The following is a 24040-nucleotide window of genomic DNA, read 5'->3' on the forward strand; positions in this document are numbered from 1 at the left end:
CTCACCCTCTCGGCAAACTTGCAGACCTGCCACTTTACCTGTGCTTAACGAACTACCGCTCACCCGAGTAGGTCGGCTCACAGGTGACCTCAGTCACCGCAACACTTTCGAGTGATTTGCGGGCGTTGTACCGCGCCAGGTTGAAGTCGCGCCAGTCCTCTTCGACGCGACGATTCTTCAAGTACTGCAAAGCACACGACCGTTGCGGCTCGGGCAACCTGACGAGCGCCGGCACCACGTCCTCCGACAACCGCGACAGGTACTCCGCGTCGATCTTCTGCGTGGCCTCGAACCGCGACACGTTGTAGTCGGCGACCACCCGTTCGGGGTTCAGCACCACCACGGCGAGGAAGAACGCGGCACCGGTCGCGACGATCGCCTTGGGCAACCAGTTGGCGCGCAACGTGATTCCGCCCGCGATCACCATCACGTACACGACGGCCAGCCACACCTCGCACGACGCGACGAGCAACCGCAGCACCGTCCACCCGTACGCCTGCTGGTAGAACCACATGCGGCTCAAGGCACTCGCCACGATGACCAGTGTGAGAACAGCCAGCGAACCGAGAAGAACCCGCAGCCACAACTGTTCCCGCGCGGTCTCCTTGACCGCGAACCGCGCGACGGCCGCGATGACGCCGAGCGTCAGGATCGTCACCCACAGCAGCTGCCAGAAGCCGGACCGCGCGTACTCCGCGAACGTGACACCGGCCGTCTTCATCACATAAGCCTCACCACCGAACAAAACCGCGAGCTGCGTCCCCACGAACCCGGTGAACAGCAACACGAGCACGCCGACCGGCAGCCCGTAGTCCTTGAGCCGCAACGACCCCGGCTTAGCCGAGGCGTCCTCGTTGATCGCCGGCGGCGCCGCCACGAGGTAGCACGCGCCCAACGCCCCGAGCGCCGCGACGACCCCGAAGAACCCCATCCGCACGTAGACGCCGACCTCGAGGTCCGGCACCAGTCCTTCGAGGAAGTCGTTGAACCCCTTGTCCGCCCCCGCGAGCAACGACCCGAAGACCAGCAGCAGCACCCCCGCCACCCCGGCGGACACGAACGGCCGGATCCCGACCGGCCCGCGCCGGCTGAGCCCCTTGGCCACCCACGGGATCGACCGCAGACTCGCGAGCCCGACCCCGATCGACCCGAACACGAGGCCCTTGACCGTCCTGCCGCCCGCCATCGCGATCGAGCCGCAGAGCATGGACGCCAGCACGCTGAGCGGGAAGATCCACTCAGCCGCCCGCAGGAACCCCATGGCGAGGAACGCGAGCGCCCCCGCGAGCCACAGCGCCCGCTCGACCGTGGGCCTGCCCGCGTAGAACAGCACGGCCCCGACCCCGCACAGTCCGGCGAGGAACCAGCCGATGCCGTTGTTGACCGGCGCGAGGAGGGCTCCGGCGAGGCCCGCGACCAGGCCGACGAGCAGGACCCTGGTGGGAGCGCCGGTCGTGGGTGGCTTCCACCAGGGCATGAAAGGGACGCCGGGGGTGGACATGACGACCTGCGGGTTGGGGTAACGGGGCGGGCCCTGCCACGGTGACGGTGGGGGGAGGGTGGCGGTGGCGACCTGGGCGGGCTGGGGGACCGGGGCGGGTTCCGCGGCGGGCTTCGGGTCCGCGACCGGCTTGGGCGCGGGCTTCTCGGCCGCGGCGGGCTTCGCCTCGGGCTCGGGTGCTTCGGCGGCCGGCTCGGCGCCGGCCCCCGGCTTCGCGTCGGCGGGCTTGGACTCAGCGGAGGACCCGGCAGTCGCGGTGGGCTTCGAAGCCGCGGCCGCCGGCTTGCGCGCTGGAGGATCTTGTCGGACCTCCTGAGTAGGTTGAGTCGCAGGGGTTCCCGGTTCGGGGGTACCCCTGCGCGAGCCTGCCTGGTCGTCGGCGAGATGGCGTGGCGCCTCGTCTGCTGCGGCGGGCTCCTCGCCCGCGCCCGGCTTGGCCTCAGCGCCCGCCTTGCTCGCGGTGGCAGGGGCGGGCCCGGCAGCCGGCTTCTCGTCCGCCGGGCCAGGCTTCTCGGCGTTCTCGGCGTTCTCGGCGTTCTCGGCGGGCTCACCTGAGCCCTCCGCCACCGGCCGGTACCCCACCTTCCGGAACTGCCGGTACCGCCGCGCCGCGGCCTTCCCCCGCGGGGCGTCCGGCGTCGAGCCGGAGGTCGCGTCAGAGGCGTCAGAGTCAGTCATGTCATCTCCCAAGCCCGAAAACGGGCGCGCTTCACCGTCGCACCGGCTCAGCCGGCGCGAACAGAACCAGAAGTCAGTTGAAAGTCAGCGAACGAAAGCGAGCCGGAACCAGCGGGCGGAGGTCAGCGGGGCAGGGTCACCCGGATGCACGACCCGGGATCGACCACCGCGATCGTCCCGCCGTGCAGGTCCACCACCCACCGGGCGATGGCGAGACCGAGCCCCGTCCCGCCACCGCCCGCCCTCTCCCCTCGGGTGAACCGCTCGAAGATCCGCGACCGGTCGGCCAGGGCGATCCCCGGCCCCTGGTCGCGCACCTCCAGCACCACGGACGAACCGGACGAACACCCGGTCACGGACACCAACCCCCCGGTGGGTCCGTGCCGGGCAGCGTTGTCCACCAGGTTCACCAGTACCTGGTGCAGTCGTTCCCCGTCGGCGAACACGACGAGATCTCCGGGAACGTCGATCGAGAAGGAAGCCGACGGCGCCGCCACCGCCGCCTCGGCCACCACGTCGGCGACCAGGGACGACACCGACAGCGTCTCGCGGTTCAACGACAGGACCCCGGCGTCGATCTTCGACAGGTCCAGCAGTTCCGTCACGAGCCGTCCGAGCCGCTCCGTCTGGGCCAGCGCGGTCTTCATGGTCGCGGCGTCAGCGACAGCCACGCCGTCCACCACGTTCTCCAGCACGGCCTGCAGCGCCGAGATCGGCGTGCGCAGCTCGTGCGACACGTTGGCGATCAGCTCACGGCGTTGCTGGTCGGCGGCGGCGAGGTCGGAGGCCATCACCGTGAACGCCTCGGCGAGCTGGCCCACCTCGTCCGACGACGTGGCGCGCACCGAGCGCGAGTAGTCGCCAGAGGCCATCGACCGGGCCGCGGCGGTCATCTGGCGCAGCGGCGAGGTCATGCCGTGCGCCAGCAGCTGGGACGTCAACAGCCCCAGGACCAGGGCCATCAGCGTCGTCCGCGGCGGCAGCCACCCCGTCGAGTAGCGGAAGTACGCGAACGACACGCACCCCGACACCACGATCACGATGCCCAGCTTGAGCTTGATCGACCGCACCGAGTCCAGCGGGCGCGGCAGCAGGTCGATCAGCTCCAGCACGCGCTTCACCACCGGGGCACCTCTCATCACCGAGGCACCTCCAGCGCGTACCCCACGCCGTGCACGGTCCTGATCAGGTCGGCCCCGAGCTTGCGCCGCAGCGCCTTCACGTGGCTGTCGACCGTCCGCGACGACGCTCCCTCGTGCCACCCGCACGCCTCCGCCAGCAGGCGCTCCCGTGCCTGCACGGCGGAGGGGCGTTCCGCGAGGAACACCAGCAGGTCGTACTCCGTGGGCGTCAGGTGCGCCTCGACGCCGGCCCTGCGCACGCGGCGCGCGGCCAGGTCGATCACCAGGTCGCCCAGCTCCAGCGACTGCGACGACACCGCCCGCGACACCCGGCGCAGCAGCACGTGCACCCGTGCCGCCAGCTCGCGCATCGAGAACGGCTTCGTCAGGTAGTCGTCGGCCCCCACGGCGAGCCCGACCAGCAGGTCGGTCTCGTCGCCCCGCGCGGTCAGCATCAGCACCGGCACCGACCTCGACGCCTGGATCCGCCGGCACACCTCGAGCCCGTCGAACCCCGGCAGCATCACGTCGAGGACCACCAGGTCGGGCAGGAACGCCGCAGCCTGAGCCACCCCCGACGGGCCGTCGTGGGCGACCGCCACCACGAACCCCTCCGCCCGCAGCCGGGCGGCCACGGACTCGGCGATCGTGATGTCGTCCTCCACGACGAGCACCCGGCGCTGACCTGTCATGCCGGCGACTTTATGGGTAGGTCGTGGAGGACGCCGGGACAAGTTGTGAAGATCGTGTGCAGAAGCTCGATGTAGGTTCTGGGCATGAACGTCCTCGACGCGGTCCTGGAGAGGATCACCTACGCCAACGAGGACAACGGCTACACCGTCGCCAAGGTCGACACGGGCAGAGGTGACCTGGTCACGGTGGTCGGCGCGCTGCTCGGCGCCCAGCCCGGCGAGTCGATCAGGATGCGCGGCCACTGGGGCTCGCACCCGCAGTACGGCAAGCAGTTCCACGTCGACGACTACACGACGATCCTGCCCGCGACGATCCAGGGCATCCGCCGCTACCTCGGCTCCGGTCTCATCAAGGGCATCGGGCCGGTGCTCGCGGACAAGATCGTCACGCACTTCGGCGTCGCCGCGCTGGACGTCATCGAGCACACGCCCGAGCGCCTGATCGAGGTCCCGAAGCTCGGCCCCAAGCGCACCAAGCTCATCGCGGACGCCTGGGAGGAGCAGAAGGCCATCAAGGAGGTCATGGTCTTCCTCCAGGGCGTCGGCGTCTCGACCAGCCTCGCCGTCCGGATCTACAAGCAGTACACGGACAAGGCCATCGACGTCGTGAAGGAGGAGCCGTACCGGCTGGCGAGCGACGTCTGGGGCATCGGCTTCAAGACCGCCGACGTCATCGCGAAGGCCGTCGGCATCCCGCACGACAGCCCGCAACGTGTGAAGGCCGGCCTGCAGTTCACGCTCTCCGAGGCCACCAGCGGCGGCGACTGCTACCTGCCGGAGCAGTCCCTCATCGCGGAGGCCATCAAGATCCTCCAGGTCGACGCGGGCCTCGTCATCGAGTGCCTCGCCGAGCTGGTCGACGAGGAGGGCGTCGTCCGCGAGGAGTTCCCGGACGACGAGATCGCCATCTACCTGGTCCCGTTCCACCGCGCGGAGATCTCGATGGCCGCGCAGCTCAAGCGCCTCCTGCACGCCGACACCGACCGGATGCCGAGCTTCGCCGACGTCGACTGGGACAAGGCCTTCGCCTGGCTCGGCACCGACCTGGAGCAGCACCAGGCCGACGCCGTGAAGCTCGCGCTCACGAAGAAGGTCGCGGTGCTGACCGGCGGACCGGGCTGTGGCAAGAGCTTCACGGTCCGCTCGATCGTCCGGCTGGCCCAGGCCAAGCGCGCCAAGATCGTGCTCGCCGCGCCCACCGGCCGTGCCGCCAAGCGCCTCACCGAGCTGACCGGTCACGAGGCCCGCACCGTGCACCGGCTCCTCGAGCTGAGGCCCGGCGGCGACGCGGCGTACGACCGCGACCACCCGCTGGACGCCGACCTGGTGGTAGTCGACGAGGCGTCGATGCTGGACCTGCTGCTGGCCAACAAGCTCGTGAAGGCTGTCCCGCCCGGTGCCCACCTGCTGCTCGTCGGCGACGTCGACCAGCTGCCGAGCGTCGGCGCGGGCGAGGTGCTGCGGGACGTGCTGGCGCAGGGGAGCCCGGTCCCGAACGTCCGGCTCACGCACATCTTCCGGCAGGCCCAGGAGTCCGGTGTCGTGACGAACGCCCACCGCATCAACAGCGGCGACTACCCGATCGTCCAGGGCATGCCCGACTTCTTCCTCTTCGCCACGGACGAGGCGGAGGAGGCGGCGACCACGACGGTGGACGTCGTCGCGAACCGCATCCCGCGCAAGTTCCGGCTCGACCCGCGCAAGGACATCCAGGTCCTCGCCCCGATGCACCGCGGCCCGGCCGGCGCGGGCGCGCTCAACACCGTGCTGCAGGAGGCGCTGACGCCGTCGCGCGACAACCTGCCGGAGAAGCGCTTCGGCGGCCGGGTGTTCAAGCTCGGCGACAAGGTCACCCAGATCCGCAACAACTACGACAAGGGCAAGAACGGCGTCTTCAACGGCACCCTCGGCGTCGTCATCGCGCTCGACACCGTCGAGCAGAAGCTGACGATCCGCACCGACGAGGACGAAGAGGTCGACTACGAGTTCTCCGAGCTCGACGAGCTCAGCCACGCGTACGCGATGACCATCCACCGCTCGCAGGGCAGCGAGTACCCGTGCGTGGTCATCCCGATCACGACCAGCGCGTGGATGATGTTGCAGCGCAACCTGCTCTACACCGCCGTCACGCGCGCGAAGAAGCTCGTCGTGCTGGTGGGCAGCAAACGGGCCATCGGCCAGGCCGTCCGCACGGTCGGCGCGGGCCGCCGCCACACGGCGCTGGCCCACCGCCTCCGGACTACACCGATGCCAGGAAGTCCGTGACCAGCCGTGCCCACGGCGCCGCGGACTCCAGCGCGATGGCGTGCCCGCACGCGATGTCGGCGTACTCGGCGCCGTGGACGAGGTCCGCGACCTGCTTGCCGAGGTCGTGGGACAGCAGCCGGTCGCCGGACGCGCCGATCACCAGCGTCGGCACGGTGACCCGCGGCAGCACGTCGGTCAGGTCGATCCTGGTGAGCAGGTCGAGGTGCGCACGGGCACCCGGCGGCACGCTCGCGCCGATCAGCTCGACGAGGCCGTCGGCCTGCGCTGGGGACAGCCGGGACAGGTACTGCTCGCCGCACATCACCGACAGCACGTACCGCGCCAGCGGCTCGCGCGGCCCGGCGAGCAACGACTCCCAGCGGTCGACCCTGGCCCTCGTCGCCGCGTCGATCCTGGCGAACGGGGCGCTCAGGACCAGCCCGCGCACCCGTTCCGGATGCCGGACGGCCGCCGTCACGGCGACCGCGCAGCCCATCGAGTAGCCGGCGACGAAGAACGACTCGTGCCCGGCCCCGGTCGCGACGGCCACCAGGTCGTCGGCGAGCGCCTCCAGCTCCAGCGGCCCCGCGGCGTTCGGCGAGGCACCGGACCCCGGCAGGTCCGGTGCCACGACGGTGAAGCGCTGGGTCAGCGGTGCGAGGACCGGCCCGTAGTTGGCCTGGACACTGCCTCCCGCTCCGTGCACGAGCAGCAGCGCGGGGCCTGTGCCCCTGATGAGGGTGGACAGGCCGGTCATGCGTGGGACCCCCGGGTTTTCGTCAGTCCATGCTGCGGACGATGGTCGGCTCCAGCCCCTCGTCGTCGTCCGCGAGAGAACCGCGCCAGGGGAACGAAATCTCAGCGACACCGTCGTTGTAGAGATGATCCATGGCCTGATCTCCCGCTTCTTCCGCGACTGGGGTGTGTGCGAACCTCGCTGTCCGTCGAGTCGGTTTCGGCTTCACTGCACAATAACCGCTGCGGTGCTGGGTCAAATGGTATTGATTTTCGTCACAGCGCGCCAAGTGAGCTGTTCCCGCGTCCCAAGGACCGGACGGTAATCATCCGGTCGGTCGAACGGACTGGCGACGATCAGCCGAACGGCCCATGATCGTGGATCATGCGGTCCGCCCTCGCCCTGTTCTCCTGCCTGGCCCTGCTCCTGAGTCCCTCGCCGGCACCGGCCGACGGTCCACAAGCGACATACGTGCTGCGCGTACCGGCACCGAAGGGCGAGTCCGCGCAACGGTTGCTGGGCCTCGGCTACGACGTGCTGGAACAGCGCGACGGCGACGACCTGTTCGTCGTGGGCGACCAGCACACCACCGACGAGCTGCGCGCCGACGGCTTCCGCTCCTCGGTCGAGACGGTGCGGCCTCCGGCGCAGTGGGCTCCGCGCTCTCTCGCGGACGCGACGTACTACGGCGGTTATAGGACTATCACCGCACATCTCGCCCATCTCGACGAGACCGCCAAGGCGCATCCCGACCTCGCCACGGTCGTCGACTACGGCGATTCCTGGCGCAAAACCCAGGGCACCGGCGGATACGACCTGAAGGCCATCTGCATCACCCGGAAACGTGCCGGTGACTGCGCGTTGACGCCCACCGCGCCGAAACCGCGCCTGTTCGTGATGGGCCAGCTGCACGCTCGTGAGATCACCACCGGCGACATGGCGTGGCGGTTCGTCGACGACCTGGTCGGCTCGGACCTCACCACGATGCTCGACGACCTGGAGGTGTGGGTGGTGCCGATCGCCAACCCCGACGGCGTCGAGGTCGTCGAGTCCGGCGGCGACACCCCGGTCCTGCACCGCAAGAACGTCAACGGCACCTGCTCCAGCGGACCGCGCGGCGTCGACCTCAACCGCAACGCCGGCTCGCACTGGGGCGAGGTCGGCTCGTCCACGAACCGGTGCAGCGAGACCTACCAGGGCACCCGCGCCGACTCCGAGGTGGAGGTGCGGGCGCTGGAGTCGCTGTGGCGCAAGCTCTACCGCGACACCCGCGCGCCCGGCGACACCGCGGCCGCCGCTACGGACACCACCGGTGCCGTGGTCTCCATGCACAGCTACGGCGACTACGTGCTCTTCCCGTGGGGCTGGAGCACGCAGAAGACCGGCAACGACGCCGCCCTGCGCAGGCTGGCCCAGGGCATGGCGGCGCTGAGCGGGTTCCAGGCCGGCCAGCCCGGTGAGCTGCTCTACAACTCCTCCGGTGCCACGGACGACTGGGTGTACGACGACCTGGGCGTGCCGAGCTTCGTCTGGGAGATCGGCGCCTCGTCCGGCAGGTGCGGCGGGTTCGTGCCGCCGTTCTCGTGCCAGCAGGACGTGCACTGGCCGAAGGTGCGGCCGATGCTCGTCTCGGCCATGAAGGCGGCGAAGCACCCGTACTGAGCGCGAACGGAGCAGGGGACGTCCCCGACGGGTCGCCAGGGCCGCGTCCCCGGGACAAACCCCGGGGCGCGGTGCTACCGGAGGAGGATGCGGGCTCACGCCGTGGCTGGCCAGGGTGAGAGCCATGGGGATTCGACTGGTAGCAACGGTGACCGCGACGAGCCTGCTGGCACTCACCACCGCCGGCGTCGCGACGGCCGACGCGGCGGGTGTCGGCCGCGATGCCGTGCAGCAGGCTCTGGACCAGGTCACGCGCAGCGGGGGAGCGCTCGGCGTGCAGGCCCGCGTGACGGACGGCCGGCAGCGGTTCGCGGCCCGGTCGGGCAAGGCGGACCTCGACAGCGGCAGGCCCGTGCCGCTCGACGGCCGGTTCCGCGTCGGCAGCATCACCAAGACGTTCGTCGCGACCGTGCTGCTGCAACTCAGCGGCGAGGGCAGGCTCGACCTGGACGCGCCCGTCGTCCGGTACCTGCCGGGCCTGGTGGACGGCCGCATCACCGTCCGCCAGGTCATGCAGCACACGAGCGGGCTCTACAACTACACGAGGGACCTGCCGGGCTCTCCCGACGAGTTCGACGAGATCCGCTACCGGACGTGGACGCCGCAGGAGCTGCTCGCGATGTCCACGAGCAAGCCGCTCGACTTCGACCCCGGCACGAAGTGGAGCTACTCCAACACCAACTACGTCGTGGCCGGTCTGCTGGTCGAGAAGCTGACCGGCGGGCCCTACGCCAGGGCCGTCGAGCAGCGGATCCTGAAGCCGTTGCGGCTCAGGGGCACCGAGGTTCCCGGCACGAAGCCGGACATCACGGGCCCGCACGCGCGTGCCTACTGGACCGTGAGCGGGCAGCCGTCCGAGATCACCAGGCTGAACCCGTCGATCGCCTACGCGGCCGGCGAGATGATCTCCACGACGGAGGACCTCGACACGTTCGTCACGGCGCTGGCGAGCGGGAAGCTGCTCAAGCCCGCACAACAGGCCGAACTGACCAGGACCACGGCCGTGAGTCCCGGCTACGGCCTGGGGCTGCAGGTCGAGACGCTTCCGTGCGGCACGAAGGTGTGGGGCCACGGCGGCGGCATCCCCGGCTACTCGTCGCAGCTGCTGACGACGCCGGACACGAAGAAGCGGCTGGAGCTCAACGCCACCAGCGCACCGGTCGAGGGCGATCCCGGTGACGCGTTCGACAAGCTGCTGACGGCGGTCTTCTGCTGATTCCGGGCACACGAAAGGGGAGCTGGGCTGACCAGCTCCCCTCCCGGCGTGTCGAAGTACTGCCCGGGGGACTAGCCCAGGGCGTTCTTCATCGCGGTGATCAGTTCTCCGTTCGCGGTGTCACCCGTGAGCTCCCAGAAGAAGGCTCCACCGAGGCCCTGGCTGCGGCCCCACTGGATCTTGCTGGTGATCGTCTGCGGGGTGTCGTAGCTCCACCACTGGCCGTTGCAGAACGCGTAGGCCGTGCCGGCGATGGTGCCGGTGGCGGGACACTTCGTCTTGAGGACCTTGTAGTCCTCGATGCCCTGCTCGAACGTGCCGGGAGCCGGGCCGGTCGCGGTGCCGCCGGGCGCTGCCTGCGTCACGCCCTGCCAGCCGCGGCCGTAGAAGCCGATGCCGAGCAGGAGCTTGCTGGCGGGAACGCCCTTGCCGCGCAGCTTCGAGATCGCGGCCTCGGAGTTGAAGCCGGCGGTCGGGATGCCGCTGTACGACGTGAGCGGGGAGTGCGGAGCCGTCGGGCCCTGCGCCGCCCACGCGCCGAAGTAGTCGTACGTCATGACGTTGTACCAGTCGATGTACTGCGCGGCGCCGCCGTAGTCGGCCGCGTCGATCTTGCCGCCGTTGGAGCCGTCAGCGGTGATCGCCGAGGTGACGAGGTAGTTCTGGCCGAAGCGGGCGCGCAGCGCCTGCATCAGGTTCTTGTAGGCGGCCGCACCGCTCGTGTCGCAGGAGAGACCACAGGCGTTCGGGTACTCCCAGTCGATGTCGATGCCGTCGAACAGGTTCGCCCAGCGCGGGTCCTCGAGCAGCTTGTAGCAGGAGTCGGCGAACGCCGCCGGGTTCTGCGCGGCCTGGCCGAAGCCACCGGACCAGGTCCAGCCGCCGAAGGAGTACAGGACCTTGAGGTTCGGGTACTTCTTCTTCAGCTTCAGCAGCTGGTTGAAGTTGCCTCGCACCGGCTGGTCCCACGTGTCGGCCACGCCGTCGACGCTCTCGGCGGCCGTCATGGCCTTCTCGAGCGCCGGGTACGACTCACCGATGGTGCACTGACCGTTGGACACGTTGCCGAACGCGTAGTTGATGTGCGTCAGCTTGCTCGCGGAACCCGAGGTGTCGATGTTCTTCACCTGGTAGTTGCGAGCCGGGTAGACGCCCCACTCGGCGAAGTAGCCCAGGTTGATCTTCCCACCGGGCGGCGGGTTGCCGGTCGTGGTGGTCGTCGTGGTGGTCGTGGTCGTCGTCGTGCTGGTGGTGGTCGACGTCGTGGTCGTGGTGGTCGGGTTGGTCCCGCCCGCCTCGCACGACGCGCCGTTCAGCTTGCAGTTGGTCGGAGCACCGAACGTGCCGGTGTACGCGCCGTTGAAGCCGAAGCTCGCCGACCCGCCGACACCGATGCTGCCGTTCCAGGTGTTCTTGACCGTGACGGTCTGGCCGCTCGTCGTGTAGGAGCCGTCCCACAACGACGTGACGCGGTGGTTGGCCGGCAACGTGAACTCGACGGTCCACGACGTCAGGGCCGACGCGCTGTTGTTCGTGATCGTGTACTTGCCCTCGAACCCCGTTCCCCAGTCCGAACCCTTGGTGAACGTGGCGGACACGCCGCCGGCACCGCTCGCAGCGGGCACGACGACGATGCCGAGGACCATCGCGGCGACCGCCGCGAAGAGTGCAGCTAGATGCCATCGGATCTTGGACATCGGACTCCTATACGCAGGGGGTTAACGGAACCTTGTGGTTTAGACCACTTGAAGGTCAAGGTCTAGACCTGTGCCGTCACTCGAATGGAGTAGTCCGAAACCGGTATCGGAATCCGCGAATGTCGTTCCGTGTCAAAGAGGTCCGTGCAAATTGCACTCAGCCGATTGCCCGTTCGGCACCCCACGCCGCGACGTCCTCGCGGCTCCGCAACCCCAGCTTCTCCCGCAGTCGCTGCAACCGTGCCGCGACGGTCCGCACGGAAACGTTCAAGCGGTTCGCGATCTGCTGGTTCGTCAGCCCTGACGCGATGAGCGCGATCACCCGCCGCTCGTGGTCGTCCAGCGCCTCACCGGCCGTGCGGTCCAGCCAGACCTCGTCCTGGATGAACGCCTCGGTCTCCTCGGCAGTCAGTGGCGTAGAAGCGGCCTCAGCGCGCGCAAGGGGCACCATCAGCCGTGCGGTGCGCATGGCACCGGCGACCTTCTCCGCCCAGAACGGATCCGGCACCACGCCCACGGAACGCCTGAGCGCACGTCCGGTCGCTTCAAGTCGTAGCGCGCGCTCGGCCTGCCCCCGCGTCAACGCCACGACAGCCAGACCCTCCAAGGCGTCCGGTGCGGTCAGCGGGTTGATCCCGTCCATCCGCAACGCCTCCTGGAAGGCGTGCTCGGCCTCGTCGAGGTCGCTCTGCACCAACGCCACGACGCCACGCGTGTTCAAGGCCGACGCGATCCGCGCGGGCATGCCCGACGCGCGCGAGATCGGCAATGCCTTCATGACGTCCTTCTCGGCGCGTTCGTGCTTGCCGAGCGATAACGACGTGCGTGCCAGGTCGACAAGGCACTTCGCCCGGGCCAGCGGTTCGCCCAGCAGTTCGGCGACCCGCAGGCACTCGGTGTTGCTCCTCGCCGACGCCTCCCACTCGCCCGACGACCGCTGCACCGCCGCCAGCGTGCTGCGCGAGCTCATCACCAACGCCGGTTGCCCCAATGCCCTGACCAGCCGGGACGCCTCCGCGGAGAGTTCGGCGGCCTCGGCGTTGTCGCCCTGCTCGGCGGCGAAGCGCGCGGCGTGGTTCAGCGCGACGCAGCGGTAGTCGTCCCGAGTGGACGGACGCCGCAACGCGTCGCGCAGCATCACCCGCGCCTGCCCGAGCCGGCCGCTGCGGGCCGCGCAGTCCGCGAGTGCCGTGGTGAGCAGCAGCAGTCGTTCGTCGGACCGCTCGGCCGCCCACTCGACGGTCCCGAGCAGGCTGTCGACGTGGTTGTCGAGCTTGTGCTGGACGTCCGCCGGCACCGACAGCGGCGCGGTGAGCAGCACGTCCGACAGGTCGGTGAACCAGCGGGCCAGCGCCTCGTAGGCGATGTCCAGCTCCCCGGCCGCGAGCAGCTTCTCCCTGGCGTGCAACCGGATCGACTCCAGCTGCCGGAACCTCGTCGCCCCGCTGATCGCCGTGAGCAACGACTTCGCCTGCAACCGCGAGAGGACGTCGAGAACGGGTTCCGCCGACCGTTCCGAAGAGCAGACCTCGGTGGCCGCGGCGAGGTCGAAGCCGCCGTCGAACACCGACAGCCTGCGCAGCGCGAACTGCTCGTCCGGCGCGAGCAGCTGGTAGCTCCAGTCGATCGCCTCGCGCAGCGAACGCTGGCGGGACGGCGACTTCCGGCAGCCCAGCGTCAGCAGCTCGAGCGGCTCGTCCATGCGGTCGCAGATGTCCGCGACCGGCAGCAGCTGCACCCAGCGCGCCGCCAGCTCGATCGCGAGCGGCATGCCCTCCAGCCGTGCGCACAGCAACGCGACCGCGGCGGTGTTCTCGGCGGTCAGCCGGAAGTCGGGCTTGCGCTCGCGGGCCCGTTCCACGAACAGCTTCACGGCCTCCGACCGCGGGGCCGCCGTCGTGACGAGGTCGCGGTCCGTCGAGGGAACGGGCAACCCCTCGACGTGGAAGCTCACCTCACCGGTGATCCACAGGGCCTCGCGGGAGGTCGCCAGCACCCGCACCCCGGGGCAGCGGTCGAGCAGCGTGCCGGTGAGCTCGGCGCACGTGTCGAGGAGGTGCTCGCAGTTGTCGAGGACCACGACCACCTTCATGTTGACGAGCGTCTCGACGACGGTGTCGCGCAACGGTTCGTCGGGCCGGGCGAGCACGCCGAGGGCCCTGGCCAGCACCGGGAGCACGTGGCGGGGGTTGACGACCTCGCCGAGCTCGACGAGCAGGACCCGGTCCGTGCGCCCGCGCCGCAACCGTCCCGCCATCTCCAGCGCGAGCCGGGTCTTGCCCGCGCCCGCACCGCCGACCAGCGTGACGAGCCGGTGCCGGCGCAGCAGCTGGTCCAGCTTCGACAGCTCCTGCTGGCGGCCGACGAACGTGTCGCGCGCGGCCGGCAGGTTCGACAGCACGCGCAGGTTCTGTCTGCTCACGGGCGCGGCAACGGTGGCACGGCGGCGGTAGGCGCGCTGCCGGCAGGCGTTGGAGCAGTAGGACCGGCGCTGCTCGGAGGGAGGCAGCTCGCCGGCGCACAGCGCGCAACGTCCGGTGCTGGTCATGAGTCCTTCTCCTCCAGCCGTAACGGCAGGGCGTAGACGTCTCGTTGCGGCAACGGCGCAGGTCGTGGGCGGTGTGCTGCACGATGCGACCCGTTACGCCCCCGCATGCGCGAGACGGTTCGCGACCTGGTCGTTATGCCTGCCTTCCGCTCGTCCTCGTTCGGGAACAAACTGGTGACTGGTCCGGTCTGACAGGGAGCACGCATGACGTTGACACCGAGCACCTCGTGGGCGACTGGGGGTCTGCAGCTGGTGGACAAGCCGCGCACGATCACCGTCGGCATCGCCGACGACGAGGTCCTGGTCCGCACGGGAGTCCGCGGCGTGCTGGAGCGGTCCGGCGGGGTCGCGGTCGTCGGCGAGGCGGGCGACGGCACCGGCGCCCTCGAGCTCGCCCGCCGCCAGCGCCCCCAGGTGCTGCTGATGGACGCGGCCATGCCCGGCATGGAAGGCCTCGCGGCGGTGCGCATGGTCCGCAGGCACGTGCCGGGAACGCAGGTGATCATGCTCTGCACCCCGCACACCGAGGAGATGCTCTTCCCCGCGCTGCGTGCCGGCGCGGCGGGATTCCTGTTCAAGAACGGCGAACCCGACTCGCTGGTCGGCGCGGTCCGCGCCGTCGCCGCGGGCGAGGCGATCCTGTCGCCGTCCGCCACACGTGCGTTGATCGACCACTTCACCGGCGCCGACTCGGAACGCCGCGACGCCGCCCGCAGCCGCATCAGCCTGCTCACCCGGCGAGAGCAGGAAGTGCTGGTGTACCTGGCACAGGGCATGGCGAACGCGCGCATCGCTCGGCTCATGTACCTCTCGGAGGGGGCCATCAAGGCCCATGTCAGCCGACTGCTGACGAAGCTGCGGTGCGACAACCGCGTCCAGGCCGCTCTCATCGCACGCGACGCCGCCCTTCCCTGCTGAAACCTGTTCTCGTTGCAACGGCGCAGGAGCCAGACTAGCCACGGATTTTCGCGCCGCGAAGCAGGTCACCCGGTTGGCCCCGTCCAATGTGATGTCTCTTTTCCGCCAGCGTCCCGCTCGGAATCAGGGCATGCTCGGGTGTCGTGCAGTGGAAAACGTTCTCCAAAAGGTTGTCCTTTCAAGCACCTTTGTGCCTCGACAACCTGTTCGGCCACCTCATCGCCACCGCCGTGCCCGGCGTGGAGGAGTGGCGGAACGGCGTCTACCGCCGCACCTTGCGATTGCCTCGCGGATACGGGATCGCCTCGCTGAAACCGTTTCCGGACCACATCGCGTGCACAGTGGAGTTGAGCGATCCTCGCGATTTGGCCACTGCTCTGGACCTTTGCCGGTTCTTGCTGGACCTCGACGTGGATCCCGTGGCAGTGGACACCGCACTCTCGACCGACCCGCTGCTCGCACCACTCGTCGCCGCCGCCCCCGGCCGCCGAGTGCCGCGCACGGTGGACGGCGCGGAGTTCGCCATCCGCGCCGTGCTGGGCCAACAGGTCTCGACGAAGGCCGCCCGCACCCACGCCGCCCGCCTGGTGGCCGCCTGCGGCACGGCGGTGCAGGACCTGTTCCTGTTCCCGCTGGACTTCGACCCCGCCGTGCTGGCCGTGCCCGCGTCCCGCCGCCGGACGATGGCGGCACTACTGGCGGCTTTGCGGTCCGGTGTGGACCTTTCACCCTCCGCCGACCGCGCGGAGGCCCGCGCTTCGCTGTCGTCGCTGCCCGGTTTTGGCCCTTGGACGGTGGAAACGATTCTGATGCGCGCCCTGGGGGACGAGGACGCGTTCTTGCCCACCGACCTGGGGATCCGCCTGGCCGCGGAGGCGCTGGGGCTGCCTTCGACGCCGGCGGCGCTGGTCAGGCGGGCGGAGGGGTGGCGGCCCTGGCGGGCTTACGCGGTGCAGCACCTGTGGGCCACCGGGGATCACGAGGTGAACCGGATACCGGCTTGAGGGGTGCGGCGGGGTGGGTCGGATCTCGGCGCGGGAGGTGAGGCGGGGCCTGCCGTTGGCGGTGAGGCGGGTTCCGGCATGCGGGGCGACGTGTTTCGGCGTGTCGGGCGAAGCGAGTTCCAGCGCGACGGGCGGGCTGGATCCCGGCGCGGTGGGTGAAGCGGGGCCTGATTGGCGTGGCGCGCCGGCGTTCGGCGCGGGGTTCAGCCGGTTGCCGTTGTGGGGGTTGAACGCGATTCCGGCGTGAGCGGCGAACCGGGCTCCGACGCGCGTGCCGAACCCGCTCCCGCCACGAAATCCGCCCCCGCCCCCGGCGCGAAAGCCGACCCCGCCGCCGGCGCGAAAGCCGACCCTGCCGCCGGCGCGAAAGCCGCACCGGATCCCGGCGCGAAGGCCGCCGCCGACCCCGACGCGAAGGCCGCACCAGCCCCCGGAGCCAACTGCACACTCGCGTACATCGCCCCAGCCGACCCCGCCCGCACGAACCCGGGCAACGGCGGCAAATCCTGCGCGAACCCCTGCAAATCCCCGAAAACCTCGACCGCCGTGGCCGGCCGCCCACCCGGATCCTTGGCCAGCAACCGTTGCACGACGGGGTCGAGCGGCCCCGCCACCCGCGGCGGCGCCTCCTTGACGTGCTTGTCGAACACCGCGTACGCCGTCGGCCCGGTGAAGAGCTGCTCGCCCGTCAGCATCTCGTGCAGCACGCACCCCAGCGCGTACAGGTCGCTGCGCGGCTCGGCGACCCCGCGCTGGATCTGCTCGGGCGCCATGTACGACGGCGTGCCGAGGATCTGGCCGGCCCGGCTGAACGGCGCGACGTCGCTCTCCCGCAACAGCGCCAGGCCGAAGTCCAGCACCTTCACCGCGCCGTCGGGGCACAGCATCAGGTTGGTGGGCTTGAGGTCGCGGTGGCAGATGCTTCGCTCGTGCGCCGCGGCCAGCACGGCGGCGGTCTGCGCGGCGATCGACGCCGCCCACGCCTGGGGCAGCGGGCCGAACTCGCCCACCAGGTCGGCGACGGTCACGCCGTCCACGAACTGCATGACCTGGAACAGGCGCTGCTCGTACGTCCCGAAGTCGTACAGGACCGGCACGCCGGGGTGTTCCAGCCTGGCGACGATCCTCGCCTCGCGCGCGAACCGCTGCCGCACCTCCTCGTCGCTGCCGGGCAGGCGCAGGAGCTTCACCGCCACCCGCCGGTCCAGGCGCAGGTCCCGGCCCTTGTGCACGGCTCCCATGCCGCCCCGTCCCAGCGGCAGGTCGTCGATCTCGTAGCGGTCGGCGATCAGCACCCGCGCAGCCTAACCGCCGTGTCCCGGTCGCCGGCCCCGCGCATTTCCTCGTTAGCGAGGGAATCGTAACGGCGTTTCAGGACATCACGATCGGGTGAAACCAGTCCGATCATGCCGGCCGGATCTGTCCGCTCAGAAGACCAGAGTAGCCCAGACGGACCAGTTCCGCCGCATCGTCCAAGCCTGCTTCCAGTGCTTTGAGCTGCGCGAACGCCGCACCGTACCGCTTCTGCTCCGCCAACGGGAGCGAGGGGACCTGGGTGCGCCGGACGTCGAGACGCGTCGAGCCGGTCGGGGTGCGGGCGAACGCCGCGCGCAGCACTCCCTCCAGGAAGTCCGGGTCCAGGCGCCTCGGGTTGATCTCGTACGTGGCGCCGGTCGGGGACGTGACGACGTGCGTGCCCGGTGCGGCGCGGACCAGTTCGCCGATCGTGGTCATGCCCGGTGCGGGTTGTGCCTGCAGTTCGGGGAGGTTCGGCACGGCGAACGTCGGCTGCGCCGTGAGGTAGGCGGACACGTCGGTGCCGCTGCGCCGGGCCGGGCTCAGGTCGACGTCGTCGTCCAGCAGGTCGATGACGCGCGTGTTCGGCTCGACCGGGCCGGGGCCGGGGAGCAGGGCGATGTGTTCGGGCGCGCGACCGATCGGGTTGCGCAGCAGCCACAGGTCGCGGCCCGGTTGCACGGTCATGACGCCGCGCACGGCACCGGCGCGCAGCAGGTTGCCGCGGATTCGCTTGCCCGGTCTGCGTGACGCGGCCGCTGACGGCAGCAGCACCGCGACCAGTCCGCCGGGCTTGGCCAGCGACAGGCAGTGTTGCAGCCAGGCCAGTTCCGGTTCGCCGCGCGGAGGGAGGCCGTAGGTCCAGCGGGCGTCGCCGATGAGCTCCTCGTGGCCCCACGCCCGGTCGTGCCACGGCGGATCGCACACGACGGCGTCGGCGAGGTGCGCGATCCCGTTCTCGCGCAACGAGTCGCCGGTGATGATCTGCGCCTTCGGCATCCGGCGCCGGGCGATGACCGCGGACACCGGGTCGAGTTCCTGGCCGATCTTCTCGCGGCCCGTCGACGCCATCAGCAACGAGCCGGTGCCGCACGCGGGATCGATCACCGTGGCGCCATCCGTCGTGGCCAGCACGGCCTCGATGACCTCGGGCGGAGTCGGGTTGAGCAGCCGTGAGTGCGCTTCCACGTACCGTGCATGAAGAAACTCGAACGTCGCCACGTCGGCGTCCACGGCGGCCAGCGCCTCGCCGAGCTTCAGGTCGTCGATGGTGCGCAACCGCGTCCACAGGCGTTCGGCCGGGGAGACCTTGAACGGCTTCCCGTTTCGCCGAAGCCATGACTCCACGTCGCGCAGCAGGTACAACGGACTGGAGGCCGTCCCGCCGACCGGCGACGGGAAGTCCTCGAACCGCCGCCGCCAGTTCGACACCGCCGCCCGCCCCACCTCGGCGAGGCGCGCGATGTCGCCGGCGTTGACCGTCTCATCCATGTTCACAACCGTATTGCTTGTGAACTCACTTCACAACTGATCTACTGGAGAGATGACACACGAGCTGCGCATCGCCGTGGCGACCGACCCCGGGCTCGTCCGCGAGCACAACGAGGACTCGGTCTACGTCCGCCCCGACCTGCAGGCGGTGGCGGACGGCATGGGCGGCCACGAGCACGGCGAGCTCGCGAGCGCCCTGGCGGTGAACGTCCTCGCCGGGTGGCAGGACGACCTCGGCCCCGCGGTGGCCGAGATCGCGCGCAGGCTCGACGCCGAAGTGCCGCAGGGTGCAGGCACCACGCTCACCGCGATGCGCTGGGAGGGCCTGGAGTTCGAGCTGGCGCACATCGGCGACTCCCGCGCCTACGTGGTCAGGGACGGCAACCTCCGCCAGCTCTCGCACGACCACACCATGGTCCAGGCGCTGGTCGACGCCGGCCGCATGACGCCGCAGGAGGCGTTGGTCCACCCGCGCCGCGCCTACGTGCTGAGAGCCCTGCAGTCCGGCAACTCGCACGAGCCGGACCTGACGTGGCACCAGGCCGAGCTCGGCGACCGCTACCTGCTGTGCAGCGACGGCCTGACCGACTACACCGACCTCGACGACGTGCACGAGATCCTGCTGTCCACACAGGACGGAACCGAGGCGGCGTGGCAGCTGGTCGCGCTCGCGAACGGCAACGGCGGCCCGGACAACATCACGTGCGTGATCACCGACGTCGTCAAGAAGAAGTGGTGGCAGCGCTAGGAAGACGCCAGGTGGAGACGGCGCTCCCCGCGAGGCGGAACCGGTGCCCAGCACGAAGTGGAAACGGCCCCCGCCACGAACGTGGCAGGGGCCGCAGCTTTCACCGGAGGTGTTACAGGTTGGCCGGCATGCCCGACTCGTCGGCCGCCGCCGTCGCGGACCCGCTCAGCAGGTCCTTGACGATCTTGTTGGCCTGCTTGACCGCCGGCGTGATCATCTTGATCTTCACCTTGCCGTTGGTCATCTTGCCGCCGACCTCGAACGTCGTGTCCTCGCCCGGCAACGGGAGACCCTGGCAGCCGGTGTACTGCTTGCGCGGGGTCGCACCGGTCTGGAAGTAGAACGTGATCGGGTCGTCGACGCAGTCCGTGTTGTACGGGAACAGGCCGTGCGAGCCCTCGTTGTCGACGCTGATCATCTTCGCGTTCGGCAGCGCCTTGGACGTGGCCAGGCCACCCTCGTAGGCGGTGGCGGCGTCGAGCTCGGACTGCGCGATCAGCAGACGCGGGAACGTCTTCTTGTCCGGCTTCGGCATCGAGTTCGTCGTCGGCCAGTACGCGCACAGCGGCGTGTCCATGAACGGCGCGATGAACGGCGCGTTCACGGTCAGGTCGGCCAGCCAGTACTTCCAGTAGTGCAGGTTCTGGTTCCACTGGCCGTCCTGGCAGCGGATCGCCTCGAACGTCGCGTCCCAGGTCTCGACCTCGGCGGCGTCGGTCGTGGCCTTGACCGCCACGCGCTCCTTCTTGGCGACCGCGGCGAGCGCGTTCTGCTTGCCCTTGGCGATGAACGCCTTGTTCTCCTCGGTGAGACCGGGGTAGGTCAGCATCTTCGCGACGACCTGCTCGACCTTCTCCGCGTCGGAGCCCGCCGGGTTGGTCGCGTCGATCACCGAGGCCACCGCGGACGCGGCCGCGTGGTACTGCGAGGTGTCGTACATCGCCGGCAGGACGAACCACGCGACGAAGAGCTGGCCGACGAACTCGCGCGTGCCGCCGCCCTTCTCCCACTTGCGGCGGATCTCCATCGGGTCGGTGCCCTGGCCGTACTTGTCGTCGTGGCGCGCCATGAACGGCAGCAGCGCCTCCTGGAACTGGCGGTCGCGGGTGCGCGGCTGCAGGTCCCAGGTGTTCTCGAGCGTCGACTGCGAGGCGTCGACGGACGAGTCGAGCAGCATGCGGTGGACCTTCGACGGGAACGTCGCGGCGTACCAGGTGCCGAGCCACGTGCCGTAGGAGTAGCCGATGTAGCTGGTCTTCTTCTCGCCGAGCAGGACGCGGATGAAGTCCATGTCGTACGCGGTCTGCTCGGTGGTGATGAACTTGGTCAGCGGGTTCTCGAGGCAGCCGTCGACCTTCGCCTTGTTCAGCACGTCGACGTCGGTGCTGTTCGGGACGGTGTAGCTGCAGGTGAGCGGCGTGGACAGGCCGACACCGCGCGGGTCGAAGCCGATGAAGTCGTACTGACTCGCGAGCACCGGCGCGCGCAGGGCCATCGCCGGGCCCCACGGCAGGCCGGAGCCGCCGGGGCCACCGGGGTTGACCAGCGCGATGCCCTGGCGAGCGGTGCCCTTGAACGCGGTCTGGGTCTTCGAGACCCGGATGCCGATCGTGGTGCCGTCGGCCGGGTTGTGCCAGTCGCGCGGGACCTGGACGGTCGCGCAGGCGAGGCCCTTGACGGTCTTGAACTGCTTGACGGTCTCCTCGGCGACGCCGGGGAACGCGCACTCCTCCCAGGTGATCTTCTGGGTGGCCAGCGCGCCCGCGAGTGCCTGCGTGTCCGGGTCGGCCTTGGCGGCGGCGCTCGCCGTCGGCGTGAGCACGACGCTGGTGGCGACCAACACCCCTGCCACCGCGGCCATGCCGCCTCTGAAGTACTTCCTCACTGGTGGATCCCTCCTGCCCCCGCACGGCCGACGAGGCCGCGCTTGCACCAGAGGAGAAAGGGGAAACCGCCCGATTAACACTCCTGGGTAGTGGCAGAAAGTCGCCATGTCTGAAAACCGTCACGAAAGAGGCACGCGGAGTGATGAACGTTTGTGCGCTCGTGACTTTGGGTGACTAAAGCCACCCGCGCCGTGACGCCTGCACGCCGAGCTGGAACCGGGTCTGCGCGCCCAGCAACTGCTGCAGCCGGCTCACCCGGCGGTGCACCGTCCGCTCGCTCACGCCGAGCTCCCGCGCGATCGACTCATCGGTCAGACCGGCGCTGAGCAGCGCCATCACCCTCCTGGTCGCCGTCGTCGGCTCCTCCTGGGTGCCCTCGTGGCTGCCGGGGGTGATCGACACCGACATCCGCCAGAACGCCTCGAACAGCTCGATCAACGCGCTGAGCAGCACGGACGGGTGAATGAGCAGCGCCACGACGTTCCCGCCGGTGACCGTCGGCACCGCGATCAACGCCCGGTCCGAGTCCGCGATCACGAGCTTCAACGGCACACCGGGGAACGTCCGCGCCTGCTCGCCCGCCGCGATGCTCTCCTGCACCGACGCGAACCCGAGCTCGGTCTGCAGCAGCTCGGAGTCGTAGACGACCCGGTACCCGACCCCGCGGGCCAGCGCCGGGGGCTGGGCGGAACTGGCCTCCGGCTGCGGGCTGAGGTACGAGCCGGGGTCGAGCGCCCTGATCTCCGCCCGCGCCCGGCCCTGCATCTCCTCGAAGGTGCTGATCACCTCGCCGGCGTCCTGGAGCACCTCGACGAAGTCGACCTCGTTCGCCCCGTGTGCGGCGTAGGCGGCGGCCAGCACCTCGGCGGTCTCGCGGGCCCGCACCGCGGCGGCCTCGTGGCCGGAGGCGATCGCCGCCAGCACCGACCGCGGCGGCCGCACCGAGGACTCGCGCACCAGCCCGAGCCGTTCGAGCTCGTCGTGCGCCGCGCCGAGCTCCGCCTGGCCCCCGCGTACCATCGCGAGGTACAGCTTCTCCGCTTCCGGCGACAGCCCCTCGTGCACACGACTCCCCTCGGTGGTTCTGAACCGAAGGTACCTGCTCAGACCTTCTGCTCCCGTGGCCGGCCGAAGAGGCGCAGGGCACCGAGGAACATCGCGTCGAACGCCCGGTCCGGCAGCACCCTGCGGGTGAACAGGATCGGCTTCGCCCCGAACCCCGCCGCGTACCGGGTGCGCGGCCTCCTCGCCCCGGCGGCCTTGACGATGACGTCCGCGATGACCTTCGGCTCGCTGCCGCGCTCGGTCTGCGCGAACAACGCGGCCAGCTGCCGCACCTGCTCGGCGTAGGCGCCGCCGCCCGAGGTCTTCTCCAGGTTCTCGACCGCGATGCCGCCCCACTCGGTCCTGATCCCGCCGGGCTGGATCACCACGACGTCGATCCCGAACGGCCGGAGCTCCAGCCGCAGCGAGTCGCTCAGCCCCTCCACCGCGAACTTCGTGGAGTGATACCAGGCCCCGAGCGGTTCGTAGATCCGCCCGCCGATCGACGAGACGTTGATGATCTTCCCGCTCCCCGCCCGCCGCATGTGCGGCGAGACCAGCTGGACCAGCCGCGCCAGTCCGAACACGTTGACCTCGAACTGGTACCGCGCCTCGTCGAGCGGCACGTCCTCGACGGCGCCGTACGACCCGTAACCGGCGTTGTTGACGAGCACGTCGATCCGCCCGGCCTCGCCGATGATCTTCTCGACGCCCTCGGCCATCGACTCGTCGCTGGTGACGTCCATCGCCAGCGTGCGGATGCCCTGCGCCCGGAGGCCCTCCATCCGCTGCACCCGCCGGGCTGCCGCGTAGACGGTGTAGCCGGCCTTGTGCAGCTCCACCGCGGTGGACTCGCCGATGCCGGACGACGCTCCCGTGACCAGTGCGACCTTCATGACCTCTGCTCCTGACCGCTCGTACTAACTAAACGTTTGGTTGCTAAGTCCAGACAACCAGAAGCCGCGAGCGCTGTCAACCAACTGGTTAGTTGATTCGACCAACCGGTTGGTTAGAATGTGAGGTGTGGTGAGGGACAAGGAAGCGACCAAGGCCAAGCTGCTCGAAGCCGCGGCGGACGAGTTCGCCGAGTACGGCATCGCCGGGGCGCGGGTCGACCGCATCGCGGCCAAGGCCGGCTGCAACAAGGCGATGATCTACGCCTACTTCGGCAGCAAGGAGGGGTTGTTCGACGAGCTGCTGAAGATCCACATCGACCGCATGATCGCGTCCACACCCATCACGCCGGAGGACCTGCCCGGCTACGCGGGCCGGCTGTTCGACGCCTACGTCGAGGAGCCGCGGCTGCTGCGGCTCGCGGCCTACCACCGTCTCGAGAACGGGTTCGACGACGTTCCCCAGGCGGAGGCCGAGGCCTACCGGCACAAGGTCGAGGCCCTCGCACAGGCTCAGGCGGAGGGCAAGGTCTCGGCCGACTTCGACGCGTCCGACCTGCTCGACCTGGTCGTGCACATGTCGATCCTCGCCTTCAGCACGCCGAACGCCACCCGTGAGCTCGTGGAACGGTCAGTGCGACGGCTGATCGCCGAGTAGGCGG

At 69.9% G+C, this 24040-nt stretch carries 17 protein-coding genes and 1 pseudogene; 7 read left to right on the plus strand and 11 right to left on the minus strand.

Annotated features, from left to right (window positions below):
• Window positions 1-52 precede the first annotated feature (52 nt).
• The 3 genes from ACFWV3_RS29470 to ACFWV3_RS29480 all read right to left on the minus strand — a co-directional run bounded on the left by ACFWV3_RS29470 (window position 53) and on the right by ACFWV3_RS29480 (window position 3992).
• Window positions 53-2179, minus strand: a complete 2127-nt coding sequence (locus ACFWV3_RS29470; protein ID WP_382415814.1) for a DUF4153 domain-containing protein — start codon at window positions 2177-2179, stop codon at window positions 53-55.
• A gap of 122 nt (window positions 2180-2301) precedes the next feature.
• Entirely contained in the window at window positions 2302-3318 is a 1017-nt protein-coding gene (locus ACFWV3_RS29475; protein ID WP_382415816.1) for an ATP-binding protein, read from the minus strand.
• Window positions 3318-3992 carry a response regulator transcription factor gene (locus ACFWV3_RS29480; RefSeq protein ID WP_330852237.1) on the minus strand — a complete coding sequence of 225 codons (675 nt, stop codon included), beginning with the start codon at window positions 3990-3992 and terminating at the stop codon, window positions 3318-3320. Before ACFWV3_RS29480 ends, ACFWV3_RS29475 begins: the two co-directional genes overlap by 1 nt.
• A gap of 84 nt (window positions 3993-4076) precedes the next feature.
• Between ACFWV3_RS29480 and ACFWV3_RS29485 the strand changes: the two genes are divergently transcribed.
• The gene (locus ACFWV3_RS29485) at window positions 4077-6257 is read left to right on the plus strand and encodes an ATP-dependent RecD-like DNA helicase (protein ID WP_382415818.1); all 2181 of its coding nucleotides are present in this window, start codon (window positions 4077-4079) and stop codon (window positions 6255-6257) included.
• On the opposite strand, the gene ACFWV3_RS29490 is transcribed toward ACFWV3_RS29485, so the two are convergent.
• Entirely contained in the window at window positions 6232-6996 is a 765-nt protein-coding gene (locus tag ACFWV3_RS29490; protein ID WP_382415820.1) for an alpha/beta fold hydrolase, read from the minus strand. The two genes, ACFWV3_RS29485 and ACFWV3_RS29490, sit on opposite strands and share 26 nt — an antisense overlap.
• Window positions 6997-7359: 363 nt before the next feature.
• On the opposite strand from ACFWV3_RS29490, the gene ACFWV3_RS29495 reads away from it, so the two are divergent.
• Both ACFWV3_RS29495 and ACFWV3_RS29500 read left to right on the plus strand, forming a co-directional pair.
• Window positions 7360-8637: a M14 family zinc carboxypeptidase gene (locus tag ACFWV3_RS29495; protein ID WP_382415822.1), complete on the plus strand. Its 1278-nt coding sequence runs from the start codon at window positions 7360-7362 to the stop codon at window positions 8635-8637.
• A 124-nt stretch (window positions 8638-8761) separates the two neighbouring features.
• Complete coding sequence (locus ACFWV3_RS29500) at window positions 8762-9853, plus strand: serine hydrolase domain-containing protein (RefSeq protein ID WP_382415824.1); 1092 nt, start codon at window positions 8762-8764, stop codon at window positions 9851-9853.
• Window positions 9854-9924: 71 nt separating this feature from the next.
• On the opposite strand, the gene ACFWV3_RS29505 is transcribed toward ACFWV3_RS29500, so the two are convergent.
• Window positions 9925-11550 (minus strand): glycosyl hydrolase family 18 protein, encoded by a 1626-nt coding sequence (locus ACFWV3_RS29505; RefSeq protein WP_382415826.1) that lies wholly within the window; start codon window positions 11548-11550, stop codon window positions 9925-9927.
• A gap of 157 nt (window positions 11551-11707) precedes the next feature.
• Window positions 11708-14098 carry an ATP-binding protein gene (locus ACFWV3_RS29510; protein ID WP_382415828.1) on the minus strand — a complete coding sequence of 797 codons (2391 nt, stop codon included), beginning with the start codon at window positions 14096-14098 and terminating at the stop codon, window positions 11708-11710.
• 204 nt (window positions 14099-14302) lie between these two features.
• Between ACFWV3_RS29510 and ACFWV3_RS29515 the strand changes: the two genes are divergently transcribed.
• Both ACFWV3_RS29515 and ACFWV3_RS29520 read left to right on the plus strand, forming a co-directional pair.
• Window positions 14303-15016: a response regulator gene (locus tag ACFWV3_RS29515; protein ID WP_382415830.1), complete on the plus strand. Its 714-nt coding sequence runs from the start codon at window positions 14303-14305 to the stop codon at window positions 15014-15016.
• A 143-nt stretch (window positions 15017-15159) separates the two neighbouring features.
• Complete coding sequence (locus ACFWV3_RS29520; protein WP_382415831.1) at window positions 15160-16020, plus strand: DNA-3-methyladenine glycosylase family protein; 861 nt, start codon at window positions 15160-15162, stop codon at window positions 16018-16020.
• A 443-nt stretch (window positions 16021-16463) separates the two neighbouring features.
• Here the strand turns inward: ACFWV3_RS29520 and ACFWV3_RS29525 are convergent.
• Together ACFWV3_RS29525 and ACFWV3_RS29530 are read right to left on the minus strand one after the other, a co-directional pair.
• Window positions 16464-17315 (minus strand): annotated as a pseudogene (locus ACFWV3_RS29525) (serine/threonine-protein kinase); the annotation flags it as partial.
• Window positions 17316-17424: 109 nt separating this feature from the next.
• Window positions 17425-18807, minus strand: a complete 1383-nt coding sequence (locus ACFWV3_RS29530) for an N-6 DNA methylase (protein WP_382415833.1) — start codon at window positions 18805-18807, stop codon at window positions 17425-17427.
• A gap of 52 nt (window positions 18808-18859) precedes the next feature.
• Here ACFWV3_RS29530 and ACFWV3_RS29535 point away from each other — a divergent pair, with 52 nt between their 5' ends.
• Window positions 18860-19555 carry a PP2C family protein-serine/threonine phosphatase gene (locus tag ACFWV3_RS29535; RefSeq protein WP_382415835.1) on the plus strand — a complete coding sequence of 232 codons (696 nt, stop codon included), beginning with the start codon at window positions 18860-18862 and terminating at the stop codon, window positions 19553-19555.
• A gap of 112 nt (window positions 19556-19667) precedes the next feature.
• Here the strand turns inward: ACFWV3_RS29535 and ACFWV3_RS29540 are convergent, their stop codons facing one another.
• From ACFWV3_RS29540 to ACFWV3_RS29550, 3 genes are all read right to left on the minus strand, one after another.
• Window positions 19668-21440, minus strand: coding sequence for an alpha/beta hydrolase (locus tag ACFWV3_RS29540; RefSeq protein WP_382415837.1), 1773 nt, complete (start codon window positions 21438-21440; stop codon window positions 19668-19670).
• A gap of 175 nt (window positions 21441-21615) precedes the next feature.
• Window positions 21616-22506: a LuxR C-terminal-related transcriptional regulator gene (locus tag ACFWV3_RS29545; RefSeq protein WP_382415839.1), complete on the minus strand. Its 891-nt coding sequence runs from the start codon at window positions 22504-22506 to the stop codon at window positions 21616-21618.
• A 38-nt stretch (window positions 22507-22544) separates the two neighbouring features.
• Window positions 22545-23381, minus strand: a complete 837-nt coding sequence (locus ACFWV3_RS29550; RefSeq protein ID WP_382415841.1) for an oxidoreductase — start codon at window positions 23379-23381, stop codon at window positions 22545-22547.
• A gap of 130 nt (window positions 23382-23511) precedes the next feature.
• Between ACFWV3_RS29550 and ACFWV3_RS29555 the strand changes: the two genes are divergently transcribed.
• Entirely contained in the window at window positions 23512-24036 is a 525-nt protein-coding gene (locus ACFWV3_RS29555; RefSeq protein WP_382415843.1) for a TetR family transcriptional regulator, read from the plus strand.
• Window positions 24037-24040 lie beyond the last annotated feature (4 nt).

The organism is Lentzea sp. NPDC059081, assembly GCF_042738015.1.
Classification (GTDB): domain Bacteria; phylum Actinomycetota; class Actinomycetes; order Mycobacteriales; family Pseudonocardiaceae; genus Lentzea.